Source organism: Pseudomonas fragi (assembly GCF_025426255.1).
In the GTDB taxonomy this organism is placed as follows: Bacteria; Pseudomonadota; Gammaproteobacteria; order Pseudomonadales; family Pseudomonadaceae; genus Aquipseudomonas; species Aquipseudomonas kulmbachensis.
This window is the reverse complement of record NZ_CP104861.1, coordinates 702,894-715,502: the sequence shown is the minus strand read 5'-3', so window position 1 is coordinate 715,502 and position 12,609 is coordinate 702,894. Positions and strand designations below refer to the sequence as shown.

The following is a 12,609-nucleotide window of genomic DNA, read 5'->3' as shown; positions in this document are numbered from 1 at the left end:
ATGCCAGATAAAACCCTTTGAGTTAGAATGCCTTCCTTTTCTGCCCCGATCCTTGAGGACCGCCATGTTCAGCCGTGATTTGACACTTGCCAAGTTCGACGCCGACCTTTTTGCCGCCATGGAGCAAGAAGCTCAGCGCCAGGAAGAACATATTGAGCTGATCGCTTCGGAAAACTACACCAGCCCAGCGGTGATGGAAGCTCAAGGCTCGGTATTGACCAACAAATACGCCGAAGGCTACCCGGGTAAGCGCTACTACGGCGGCTGCGAATACGTCGACGTAGTTGAGCAACTGGCTATCGACCGTGCAAAAGAACTGTTCGGCGCCGATTACGCCAACGTTCAGCCGCACGCTGGTTCCCAGGCCAACAGCGCTGTTTACCTGGCCCTGTTGTCGGCTGGCGACACCATCCTGGGCATGAGCCTGGCCCACGGCGGTCACTTGACCCACGGCGCCAGCGTTTCGTCCTCGGGCAAGCTGTACAACGCCATCCAGTACGGTATCGATGCCAACGGTCTGATCGACTACGACGAAGTTGAGCGCCTGGCCGTTGAACACAAGCCAAAAATGATCGTGGCTGGTTTCTCTGCTTACTCGCAGATCCTCGACTTCCCACGTTTCCGTGCAATCGCTGACAAGGTTGGCGCCTACCTGTTCGTGGACATGGCTCACGTAGCCGGTCTGGTTGCAGCGGGTGTTTACCCGAACCCGGTTCCATTTGCGGACGTAGTGACCACCACTACCCACAAAACCCTGCGCGGTCCACGTGGCGGCCTGATCCTGGCCAAAGCCAACGCCGACATCGAGAAGAAGCTGAACTCTGCTGTTTTCCCAGGTTCGCAAGGCGGCCCGCTGGAGCACGTTATCGCCGCCAAGGCCGTGTGCTTCAAAGAAGCTCTGCAACCAGAGTTCAAGGCTTACCAGCAACAAGTCGTGAAAAACGCTCAGGCCATGGCTTCGGTATTTATCGAACGTGGTTTTGACGTGGTATCGGGCGGTACTGAAAACCACCTGTTCCTGCTGTCGCTGATCAAGCAGGACATCTCCGGTAAAGACGCTGACGCCGCACTGGGCAAAGCCTTCATCACCGTAAACAAAAACTCCGTACCGAACGATCCGCGCTCCCCGTTCGTGACCTCGGGTCTGCGTTTCGGTACTCCAGCAGTTACCACTCGCGGCTTCAAAGTAGAAGAATGCCGTGAACTGGCTACCTGGATCTGCGACATCCTGGCTGATATCAACAACGAAGCCGTTATCGACGCCGTTCGCGAGAAAGTCAAAGCCATTTGCGCCAAGCTGCCGGTCTACGGCAACTGAGTGTAAATAGCTAAACAAGAAGCCCGGCTTATTAGCCGGGCTTTTTATGGCGTCGGTTATTTTGAAACATATAGCGCAGCGCACCTGCACAATAACAACCTAGTCTGAACTTTATGCTTTTCATCCATTGCAGAGTTCAGACCATGACTAACGACACTCAAAAATCCTTTATCGCCACCTTACAAGTACCGAACTACAACCTTGATCTACTGGGCACACTTTACGGCCAGCCGGTAATGGTCACAGACTTGCTGGGCAGTGGCGGCGTCTTCTCCGGCCGACCGCAGACCCGCGATGACTCGGGCGCCATCGGCATACAGCCGCACGCCAACGGCGGGGTCAAGGCGCCACTCAAGCTTTACTTCCGCCATACTGCCAAGGGCTATGAAATACATATTAAACACACTGGGAAATATGATCGCCACCGGCTGGCTAAAAATCATTTAGACACCATCTATGCGAGAAGTCCGACATTAAAAGACCCTCTTGCCTTCACGCTACTTAGTCAACAAAACGCCAACGTTACGGGGGACACTTTGCTTGAGCGTCATACACTCATTACGTTAAAGACCCACAACAACAGGTCTCTCGGCATAAAGAAAGTTAAAGGTTCCCCTTACCACTATTTGGCCGAGACAGACGAAAGAAACAAAATGGTATTTCTGTTAACTATCCTCGAAAGAAACGTGCCTTATTAATTATCAACTTATTCTTCTGTGGGAGCTGGCCTGCCAGCGATGGTTTCGACCTGGTTTATCTGAAAGACCGCATTGCCTGAATCGCGAGCAGGCTCGCTCCCACAAAATGTAGTCCGTGACATGTTTACTTAGGCTGCAAACGCCAGCCCAATACATTCAACAGGTCACAGCCGTCACGAAGCAATAGTGCCGCAGTGATGGCCAGATGCTTGATATCAACGGAGTCTGCCTGCAACAGATCGCGGCTGGAAAAGGTTTCCATCATCTGGGTCACAGCCAGTACGCGGGCGACGGCGTTAGCGTGCAACACATCCACAGGTGCGTTGCGGTCGATCAACAAGGCGGGGATGGTGCAGTCGATGGCGGTTAGCGGTATGTATGAATTTTGTGTCATGGAAAAGACTCTTGTGCTTACGGATTTAAGCCACCCGCTTTTCTCGCCAAAGGAAATAGGTGGCCGCTGTACGCGGGTTGGCGAACCGGTAAGAGTCAAGAAAACCCGGCAGACCCGAAGATCTCCCACGTACAGCTGCCATAAAGCACAGCGAGCAAAATACACGCTCGGCCATAGATAGCAATTCTTGACGGATCCAGGTCGCCAAACCCGGTCGCCTTTAGGGCGATCGCTGACTATAGGCATCGAGCTCGTGGCGCAGCAATTGGCAAAGCTGTGCGAAAAATCTGCTATTTCCGTGAGGCGAGAAAATCAAAAGCCCCTAGCTGCGCAAACCCCTCGCGAATCTTTGCCTCAGGCAAGTCATCGGCAATAAACACCATCACGCTTTCACGCGTTTCACCTTCGGCCCACTCGGTGTCCCAATCAAAGCCATACAACTTGAGCACACCCTGAAACACCAACCGGCGATCTTCGCCGGCAATGCTCAGCACGCCCTTGTAGCGCAGCAACTGCGTGCCGTGATCTTCCAGCAGTTCGTTCATAAATGCGCTAAGGCTGTCGATATCCAGCGGTTTATCGGTGCGCAACACCACACTGGAGATACGGTCGATGGACGTCGCAGGCTGCACCGGGCGCAAGCTCAGGCCACCGCCCAGGTCTGCGTTCAGGTTAAACCCGCGCACACCCAGCAACTCGGCCAGATCAATCTTGCCGTGCTCGACCACGCGAATCGGCGCTCGACGGTTGATGCGGGTCAGGCGCTCACTCAGGGCAGCAAAGGTGGCGTCATCCACCAGGTCGCGCTTGCTTACCAGCAGGCGGTCAGCAAAACCTATTTGCGCTTGGGCAATGGTCTGGCTCAGGTGTACATCGGCGTGGGCGGCGTCCACCAGGGTGATGATGCCGTCCAGCAGGTAACGCTCGCGCAGTTCTTCGTCAATAAAGAAGGTTTGCGCCACTGGCGCCGGATCGGCCAGGCCGGTGCATTCGATCACCAGTCGGTCGAAGGCGATTTCACCGCTGTCCAGGCGTTCAAGCAGCAGATACAGCGCTTTGGTCAGGTCGGTGTGGATGGTGCAGCACACGCAGCCATTGGCCAAGGTCATCACTTGCACCGGCTCGTCGCCCAGCAACTGGGTATCGATCCCGGCATCGCTGAATTCGTTCTCGATCACGGCGATTTTCAGGCCGTGCTCGGCCTTGAGCAGGTAGCGCAACAACGTGGTTTTACCGGCCCCCAAAAAACCGCTGAGGATGGTGACGGGGATGGGAGAGGACATGCAGAGTCTCCTGAAAAATACAGCCAAAAACAAATATGGGAGCGAGCCTGCACGCGATTCAAGCAACGCGGTGTAACTAATACACCGCAGCGCCCTTATCGCGAGCAGGCTCGCTCCCACATTAATTAAATACAGCTCACCCTTGGCGGGTTAACAGCACTTGGGCCCGCCCTTGCCGCCGTAACGAGCCTCCTGGCGTTCGCGAAAGAACGCTTCGTAGGTCATGACCGGCTTGTCCGGGTGTTTGGTTTGCATATGCTCGACGTAGTTGTCGTAGTCGGGCATGCCGACCATCAGGCGTGCGGCCTGACCGAGGTATTTACCGAGGCGACTCAGGTCATTGAACATGGTTGCAACCCTCTGTTAAGCATCCGGCATGGCTTGGTACGGCGACTCTTTATCCGTACGTTCTTTGCTGCCCCATGCAGCTATACCCACTTTGATCGCAAAGAACAGAATACTGAACACCACGAACAGAAACAGCACGGTCAAACCGGCGTTGGTGTAGGCGTTGATGATCACGTGTTGCATCTGGTCGATGTTTTTCGCCGGGGCAATCACTTGGCCTGCGTCCAGTGCAGTGCTGTATTTCTTGGCCAAGGCCAGGAAACCGACCGCCGGGTTGGCGTCGAACAATTTGATAAAGCCCGCGACGGTGGTGCAGATCAGCAGCCAGATCGCTGGCAGCATGGTTACCCAAATGTAGCGCTGGCGCTTCATTTTGATCAGCACAACGGTTGCCAGCATCAGCGCGATACCCGCCAGCATCTGGTTAGAGATACCGAACAGCGGCCACAGGGTGTTGATGCCGCCCAATGGATCGATCACGCCCTGATACAGCAGGTAGCCCCACATCGCCACACACAGGCCAGTTGCCAGCAGGTTGGCGCCCCAGGACTCGGTGCGCTTGAGTGCCGGGACAAAGCTGCCGAGCAGGTCTTGCAGCATAAAGCGACCGGCACGTGTACCGGCGTCAACCGCAGTCAGAATGAACAGTGCTTCAAACAAAATAGCGAAGTGATACCAGAACGCCATAGTGTTTTCGCCCGGCAACACGTTGTGCAGGATCTGAGCGATACCTACAGCCAGTGTCGGTGCACCGCCAGCACGGGCCAACACAGTGGTTTCACCGATGTCCTTGGCCAGCGCGGTCAGCGCATCCGGAGTAATTGCAAAACCCCAGCTGCTAACGGTCTGGGCCACAGTCACCACGTCACCGCCGACGATAGCCGCCGGGCTGTTCATGGCGAAGTACACACCCGGCTCGATCACCGAAGCAGCAACCATCGCCATAATGGCCACGAAAGATTCCATCAGCATCGCGCCATAACCGATGTAACGAGCGTTGCTTTCGTTATCCAACAGCTTGGGTGTCGTACCCGACGCAATCAGCGCGTGGAAACCCGATACCGCGCCGCAGGCAATGGTGATGAACAGGAACGGGAACAGGCCGCCTTTCCAGACTGGGCCAGTGCCATCGGTGAACTGGGTCAGCGCGGGCATTTTCAGCTCGGGCATGGTAACCAGAATGCCGATTGCCAAGGCCACGATGGTGCCGATTTTAAGGAACGTCGACAGGTAGTCACGCGGAGCCAGAACCAGCCACACCGGCAATACCGCCGCGACAAAACCATAACCGATCAGCATCCAGGTGATTTGCGTACCGGTGAAGGTAAACACCGGAGCCCACTCCGGGCTGGCCGCAATTTGGCCCCCCAGCCAGATCGAACCGAGCAACAGCAGTACACCGACAACCGAGATTTCACCGATGCGCCCCGGGCGGATGTAGCGCATGTAAATGCCCATGAACATCGCGATCGGGATGGTCGCCATCACCGTGAACATGCCCCACGGGCTCTCGGCCAAGGCCTTGACCACGATCAGCGCCAGCACCGCGAGGATGATGATCATGATCAGGAAGCAGCCAAACAGCGCGATGGTGCCAGGCACCTTGCCCATTTCCTCGCGCACCATGTCGCCCAAGGAGCGACCGTTGCGGCGAGTGGACATGAACAGGACCATAAAGTCCTGCACCGCGCCTGCCAGTACGACACCGGCGATCAGCCAAAGCGTGCCCGGCAGGTAGCCCATTTGTGCGGCCAATACGGGACCGACCAAGGGGCCAGCGCCAGCGATGGCAGCAAAGTGGTGACCAAAAAGAATGTGTTTGTTGGTCGGCACATAGTCCAGACCATCATTGTTGAGCACCGCAGGCGTCGCGCGACCAGAGTCGAGCTGCATTACCTTGGTAGCGATAAACAAACTGTAATAGCGATAAGCAACCAGATAGATGGCAACCGCTGCCACTACGATCCACAAGGCGTTGATCGCCTCCCCTCGACGCAATGCCACTACGCCAAGGGCGCAGGCTCCTACTATTGCCAGCACCAGCCACGGAATGTGGCGTAGCAGGCTATTTTTATTATTCATTTTTAAATTCCGGCCAGTTGGACAAGAAAGACTGCTTCCGGAGTTTAGCGCTCTTGGCCCTAAAGACCAGCCCCTGACATTGATCTAGAGCCTTCTTTTGCGGATTTGTGCTGGGCGGCGCTGCACATTTTGTCCATGCAACGCCGCTGTCTGCCCCGGCCAGTTGAGCAGACACTGCGATCACCCCTTGCAGGTTTTTTTACCAATTTGAACCCTACTCGAACAACGCATCCAGCGCCTGTTCCAGACGGGTCACGCCAATCACTTTCAGGCCCGGCGGGGACTCTTTGGGGGCGTTGCCCTTGGGCACGATGGCGCGTTTGAAGCCGTGCTTGGCCGCTTCCTTAAGCCGCTCCTGACCGCTGGGCACCGGCCGCACTTCGCCCGACAGACCGACTTCACCAAACACCAGCAGGTCGTGAGGCAGTGGACGATTGCGCAGGCTGGACATCACGGCGGCCATCAGTGCCAGGTCGGAGGCGGTTTCCAGCACCTTGACCCCGCCCACCACGTTAAGGAATACATCCTGATCATGGGTGGGAATACCGCCGTGGCGATGCAAGACCGCAAGCAACATAGCCAGACGGTTCTGATCCAGGCCCAGGGTCACCCGGCGCGGGTTGGACATGTGGCTGTCGTCAACCAGCGCCTGCACTTCAACCAGCATCGGGCGGGTGCCTTCCCAGGTAGCCATAACCACACTGCCCGGGACTTCTTCCTGCGCGCGGGTAAGGAAAATCGCCGATGGGTTGGAGACTTCTTTCAGGCCCTTGTCGGTCATGCCGAACACACCCAACTCATTGACCGCGCCAAAACGGTTTTTCACTGCCCGCAGCAAACGCAAGCGACCGTCAGACTCACCCTCGAAATACAACACGGTATCGACCATGTGCTCCAGCACTCGCGGCCCGGCCAACGCGCCTTCTTTGGTCACGTGGCCCACCAGGAAAATCGCCGTACCGCTGGACTTGGCATAGCGCACCAGCAACGCCGCACTCTCGCGCACTTGCGACACGCCACCCGGTGCTGATTGCAGCTGTTCGGTGAAGATGGTCTGGATCGAGTCGATTACCATGACCTTGGGCTTCTCGACCTTGGCGGTGGCGATGATGTTTTCGATACAGGTTTCAGTCATCACTTTGAGCTGGTCCTGCGGCAACCCTAAACGCCGGGCGCGCATGGCCACTTGCTGCTGGGACTCTTCGCCGGTGACATACAACGCGGGCATGCGCGTCGCCATCTGACACAAGGTTTGCAGGAGAATGGTGGATTTGCCGATACCGGGATCACCGCCGATCAATACCACCGAGCCATCTACCAGACCGCCACCGAGCACTCGATCCAGTTCGCCGGAGGCGGTGGAAAAGCGCGGAATTTCGGCAATGCTGACTTCGGCCAGGGTTTTGATCTGGGCTTGTTGCCCGGTCCAGCCGGTGCGGCCGCTGGGTGGTGCGGCAGCCCCGCTTTCAACAATGGTTTCCACCAGGGTGTTCCAGACGCCGCACTCGCCGCACTGCCCGGCCCACTTGGGAAAGGTTGCGCCGCACTCGGTGCAGCCGTAAATGCGCTTGGGCTTGGCCATCTGAACTCCACGGAAAAACCGCGATGATAGCCCACTGAGCCTTGATCAGCGCGCAACCGGCATGCGGATTTCGCCATTGGCCAGCCGAGCGGCACTGTTGCCCAGTGCATCTTCGGCATTCAGGTCGGCGCCTTTACGTGACAAGTCGTTGAGCAGCTCGACCCGTTTAAACAGGCCCGCGTACATCGCGGCAGTCTGCCCCGCGCCATTGCGCTGATCGGGATTGCAGGCGGTCGCCATCAAGCGATGGGCGATCTTGAGTTCGCCTTTGAAAATAGCGCCCATCAGGGCGGTGTTGCCACGCTTGTCTTGCACACAGCCATTGGCACCTGCCTTGAGCAAATGTTCAACCGCCTCTGACTGGCCGTTATAGGCCGCGAGAATCAGCGCGGTGTAGCCTTTGCTGTCTTGAGTATCGAGGGCGTAACCGGACTCGATAAAGGTATCGAGTATCGCCACATCCCCGCGCCGTGCGGCGTCGAAATAGTAGCCCTGAAGCTGGGCCCCAACATCGGACTCATCGGCCAGCGCCATTGCACTCATCAGCAGCAAGGCAACAGATATAAAAATACGCATGATTACAGTTCCACTGAATGCCACTGCACCCTGTGGGAGCGGCGGTGCGACGACTCGACGTGCTCGCGATGCAGGCGCTGCGGTCTGGCGGGCAGACTGCAGTGATGTCATCGCGAGCAAGCCCGCTCCCACAAAAGCACGGTTTTCGGTTAATCCACCAATTTGGCAGCCAGTGCCTTGACCCGACTCAGATCGCCCTTGGCGACCTTGGTCACGCCGGTGCCGTACTCGGGATCAGCCTTGTAAAGGAACGACAGGATGATGTGTTTGCTTTCGTCATCGGTTGTTGCCAACGAACCACCAAAGTTCTCAATCAGGTCCTGACGCTCTTTCTTGCTGAAGGAGCGGTAAAGATCGCCCGCCTGTTTGAAGTTTTGCTCACGCTGAATTTTCGCCTGCTGGGTGGTGCCCGACAGCGGCATTTCGCTATAGCGCGCAGCTTGCGGCTCTTCACGCGGCATCAAGCGGCTCGGCTGGTAGTTCACACCCGAAGTGCTGTGACCCAGGTTCATTGCACCGTCCTGATTGCCATTATTCACCGCTACACGTGGAGCGTTGATCGGCAACTGCATGGCGTTGGCGCCCAAACGGTACATCTGGGTGTCGGCATACGAGAACACCCGACCTTGCAGCAAACGGTCTTCAGATGGCTCGATACCAGGCACCAGGTTGGCCGGGGCCATGGCGACCTGCTCGGTTTCCTGGAACACATTGGTCGGGTTGCGGTTCAGGACCATTTGCCCGACTTTGCGCTCAGGCACGTTCGGCCAGATCTTGGTCGCATCCAACGGGTCAAAGTCGAATGACTTCAAGTCTTCAGGCTTGAGCACCTGCACGTACAAATCCCACTTGGGGAAATCACCCTTGTTGATATGAGTGACCAGGTCGTTGGTCATGTGGCTGTAGTCCTGGCCCTGAACCTGTGTGACTTGTTTCGGGTCAAGGTTGTTCAGCCCCTGCAGGCTCTTCCAGTGGAACTTCACATAACGCACGTCGCCTTTGGCGTTGATCAGTTTGTAGGCGTGAACACCGTTACCGTCCATTTCGCGGTAGCTGGCCGGTGTACCCGCGTTGGAGTACAGCTCGGTCAAGGTACGGGTGGCTTCCGGGACGTGGGAGAAGAAGTCGAAACGGCGCGAGTCGTCGTCAAGGTTGGTACGCGGGTCTGGCTTGAAGGCGTGAACCATGTCCGGGAACTTGATCGCGTCACGGATAAAGAAGGTGGGGAAGTTGTTGCCAACCAGGTCCCAGTTGCCGTCAGCGGTATAGAACTTGGTGGCAAAGCCGCGCGGATCGCGCAGGGTTTCTGGCGAGTGGTTGCCATGCACCACGGCCGAGAAGCGCACAAATACCGGCGTGGTTTCGCCAGCGGCAAACACCCGGGCCTTGGTCAGGTCACTCAGGTCATTGGTGACAGTAAACGTACCGTGTGCGCCTGTACCGCGCGCATGCACTACACGCTCCGGGATACGTTCACGGTCAAAACGCTGAAGTTTCTGTAGTAGCTGCACGTCTTGCAGTAGTACCGGGCCATTGGCCCCTGCGGTTTGAGAGTTCTGGTTATCACCGACAGCTGCACCGTTATCACGGGTCAGGGTTGCCGCGTGAACCGAAACCGAAAGCAAACTGGCGCTTAAAACACATAACAGGCGGCGCTGTGAAAGCGTCCCGAAGCCAAAGTGGATGGTCATGCGTAAGTCCTCTGGTTATTGGATGTGCATAGCACTGACCAAAGGCTAGAGACCTACGGGGCAAATTCTAAATAGAAAGGTCGCAAGCCGGCGATTGAGAAAAAGGTCTGGCTTTAACCCAATCAATGGCGTATTCGCGCCAGTTGCGAGCCTGTTGAAAACTTATGGCGTTGGCGCTGGTCGATTACAGCGCCTGCGAGTATTCAACTGCGCGGGCATGATCCTGCAGGCTGATTTACACTGCACCTACCAACCTCATCTGTAACAAGGAATAACCTATGGGCGTGATAAGTGAGTTCAAGGCCTTCGCGGTCAAAGGGAACGTGGTCGATATGGCCGTCGGTATCATCATCGGCGCGGCATTTGGCAAAATCGTTTCATCCTTTGTGGGTGACGTAGTCATGCCACCGCTGGGGTTGTTGATTGGCGGTGTGGACTTCAGTGACCTTGCCATTACGCTGAAAGCCGCAGTTGGCGATGCGCCAGCAGTGGTCGTGGCATATGGCAAGTTCATCCAGAGCGTGATCGATTTTATCATCGTCGCATTCGCCATCTTTATGGGTGTGAAGGCAATCAACCGCCTGAAGCGCGAAGAAGCGGTCGCTCCTAGCGCCCCGCCATTGCCTTCCAAAGAAGAAGAACTGCTGGGCGAAATTCGCGACTTGCTCAAAGTGCAAAACAACCGGCCATAAGGGCTCACAACAAACAATGGCGCCCATAAGGCGCCATTGTTTATTTATGCCACACGCAATATAAAGCCCACTACCAGTAGTTCTCGACCGCTACTTGCCCAGGTCTGCGACTCAGGCTCAGTTGCATATTTCTCTCTTTCAGCAACTTTCGGGTGTCATCAATCATTTGCGGGTTGCCACATAGCATCACCCGTGAATGTTCGCTGCTCAGTTCAATGCCCGCCGCCCGTTCAAGCTCAGCATTTTCAATCAACGTGGTAATGCGCCCATTCAACGTACCGGGTACGTGCTCACGGGTGACAATCGGAATATAGACAAATTTGTGCCCGTATTCGGCAAGGTACTCACGCGAGCATAGCCCCGCGATCAAATCCTGGTAAGCCAGTTCGCGAGCTTCCCGGGCGCTGTAAACCAACACAATGCGCTCGAATTTCTCCCACACTTCAAAATCCTGCAGGATCGACAAAAACGGCGCAATGCCAGTCCCTGTCGCCAGTAGCCACAGATCACGGCCGTCGACAAAACGATCCAGGGTCAGAAAACCAAACGCCTGGCGCTCCACCAGCAATGTGTCACCGACGCCCAAACGACTGAGTTCGCTGGTGAACTCACCGCCCGGAACCACAATAGAGAAAAACTCCAGGAACTCGTCATGCGGCGAAGAAACCATGGAATAGGCGCGCCATACCGTGCTGCCATCGGCCTTGGTCACACCAAGCCTGGCGAATTGACCTGCGTGAAAGCGAAAGCCGGGATCGCGAGTAGTACGTAATGTAAACAGGCTGGGGGTCAGCGGGGTGACATCGAGAAGCGTCTGCTGGGTGAATTTCTCTGCGCTGGCAGTCATGGGGCACTCCATTGGCGAATGGCCCTAGTGTCGCGCAAAGGAGCCCGGAGAAACACCGGTGGTTTGTGATGGCTTTGCGACAGGCAGTCGCGCCACAAACATTATATTCAGTGCTATATGCATGACAGCAAATGAGAAGTTTTTCTTAAAATAACTCATTTAAACCAAACTCGGGCGATAGATATACATTCGAAATAGCATAATTAAACAGCGTGATTAAATTATCCTCCACATGTATAAACACCAAGCCTCCTAACCAAAAAACTTTACGCACTTATTACATAGCATTATCTGAAGTAGCACCTAAAATCATTTGATAGGACATTTCCTACAATCTTTACTAGCTTGCAGGCCGCCGGAGCGCCTTATGACTGCCCATCAGATAATAAATAAAACACAGTCCCTGGCTTACAGAAGCGAAGCAGAGCTGCGTACCTATGCACTCAAACAGATAGAAGAGTACGGCTTCGATTATTTTTTCTTTCGCATGATTCCTCGGCTTGGCAATATCACGGCGAACAGCAAAGTAATAACAAACTATCCAAATGATTATGTTGAGCGTTATGAAACTGGCCATCTTTCACAACGAAACCCACTCGTGGTGCATTGCCAGCTATCGATCGCGCCGATTATTTGGAGCTCCGAGGTTTTTCGTGAAAACCCTGACCTATGGAAGGCCACACAAACCTGCGGGCTGGCGTACGGATGGTCGCAATCGGTGCACGACCCCAATGGCGTGGTGAGCATATTGAGCCTTGGCCGAAGAAATCCGCCGCTGTCGGAGGGCGAGTTTATGGACAAGGCCGCCAATGTATTGTGGCTGTGCAACCAGTTGCACAGTGCCATGCTCGAACGCTGCCACCTTCACCATCAGTTGGAGATCCACGTCATCCGCTTGACCGACCGGGAGATTGAAATCATGAGGTGGACAGCCAATGGCAAAATCGCCTCCGACATTGGCACCATTCTGAGCCTGAGCACGCGCACGGTGAACTTCCATATCGCCAGTTCCATTAAAAAGCTGGGGGCCAACAATAAAACCTCAGCAGTCGCCATCGCTGCCAAGTCAGGCTTGTTGTAAGAGAACCCAGCCCGGTA

At 55.7% G+C, this 12,609-nt stretch carries 12 protein-coding genes; 4 read left to right on the top strand and 8 right to left on the bottom strand.

What is annotated here, in order from left to right; genetic code table 11:
* The first annotated feature begins 64 nt into the window (after positions 1-64).
* Together glyA and N7D90_RS03435 are read left to right on the top strand one after the other, a co-directional pair.
* Complete coding sequence (gene glyA, locus N7D90_RS03440) at positions 65-1,318, top strand: serine hydroxymethyltransferase (protein WP_019824044.1); 1,254 nt, start codon at positions 65-67, stop codon at positions 1,316-1,318.
* Positions 1,319-1,461: 143 nt separating this feature from the next.
* Positions 1,462-2,016, top strand: a complete 555-nt coding sequence (locus N7D90_RS03435; RefSeq protein ID WP_261740891.1) for a hypothetical protein — start codon at positions 1,462-1,464, stop codon at positions 2,014-2,016.
* 124 nt (positions 2,017-2,140) lie between these two features.
* Here N7D90_RS03435 and N7D90_RS03430 read toward each other — a convergent pair whose 3' ends face one another.
* The 7 genes from N7D90_RS03430 to katB form a co-directional block, all read right to left on the bottom strand.
* Positions 2,141-2,410, bottom strand: coding sequence for a short-chain dehydrogenase (locus N7D90_RS03430; RefSeq protein WP_261740890.1), 270 nt, complete (start codon positions 2,408-2,410; stop codon positions 2,141-2,143).
* A gap of 290 nt (positions 2,411-2,700) precedes the next feature.
* Positions 2,701-3,693: a GTPase gene (gene yjiA / locus N7D90_RS03425; RefSeq protein WP_261740889.1), complete on the bottom strand. Its 993-nt coding sequence runs from the start codon at positions 3,691-3,693 to the stop codon at positions 2,701-2,703.
* 150 nt (positions 3,694-3,843) lie between these two features.
* Positions 3,844-4,041: a YbdD/YjiX family protein gene (locus N7D90_RS03420; protein ID WP_003443968.1), complete on the bottom strand. Its 198-nt coding sequence runs from the start codon at positions 4,039-4,041 to the stop codon at positions 3,844-3,846.
* Positions 4,042-4,056: 15 nt separating this feature from the next.
* On the bottom strand, positions 4,057-6,123 hold the full coding sequence (locus tag N7D90_RS03415; RefSeq protein ID WP_261740888.1) for a carbon starvation CstA family protein: 2,067 nt from the start codon (positions 6,121-6,123) through the stop codon (positions 4,057-4,059).
* A 214-nt stretch (positions 6,124-6,337) separates the two neighbouring features.
* On the bottom strand, positions 6,338-7,705 hold the full coding sequence (gene radA / locus N7D90_RS03410; protein ID WP_261740887.1) for a DNA repair protein RadA: 1,368 nt from the start codon (positions 7,703-7,705) through the stop codon (positions 6,338-6,340).
* A 45-nt stretch (positions 7,706-7,750) separates the two neighbouring features.
* Positions 7,751-8,281: an ankyrin repeat domain-containing protein gene (locus N7D90_RS03405; protein WP_261740886.1), complete on the bottom strand. Its 531-nt coding sequence runs from the start codon at positions 8,279-8,281 to the stop codon at positions 7,751-7,753.
* Positions 8,282-8,430: 149 nt separating this feature from the next.
* On the bottom strand, positions 8,431-9,972 hold the full coding sequence (katB, locus tag N7D90_RS03400) for a catalase KatB (protein ID WP_261740885.1): 1,542 nt from the start codon (positions 9,970-9,972) through the stop codon (positions 8,431-8,433).
* Positions 9,973-10,250: 278 nt separating this feature from the next.
* Between katB and mscL the strand changes: the two genes are divergently transcribed.
* On the top strand, positions 10,251-10,664 hold the full coding sequence (mscL, locus tag N7D90_RS03395) for a large-conductance mechanosensitive channel protein MscL (RefSeq protein WP_048359302.1): 414 nt from the start codon (positions 10,251-10,253) through the stop codon (positions 10,662-10,664).
* A 70-nt stretch (positions 10,665-10,734) separates the two neighbouring features.
* Here mscL and N7D90_RS03390 read toward each other — a convergent pair whose 3' ends face one another.
* Positions 10,735-11,511 (bottom strand): ferredoxin--NADP reductase, encoded by a 777-nt coding sequence (locus N7D90_RS03390; RefSeq protein WP_261740884.1) that lies wholly within the window; start codon positions 11,509-11,511, stop codon positions 10,735-10,737.
* Positions 11,512-11,878: 367 nt separating this feature from the next.
* Between N7D90_RS03390 and N7D90_RS03385 the strand changes: the two genes are divergently transcribed.
* Entirely contained in the window at positions 11,879-12,592 is a 714-nt protein-coding gene (locus tag N7D90_RS03385; RefSeq protein WP_261740883.1) for a LuxR family transcriptional regulator, read from the top strand.
* Positions 12,593-12,609 lie beyond the last annotated feature (17 nt).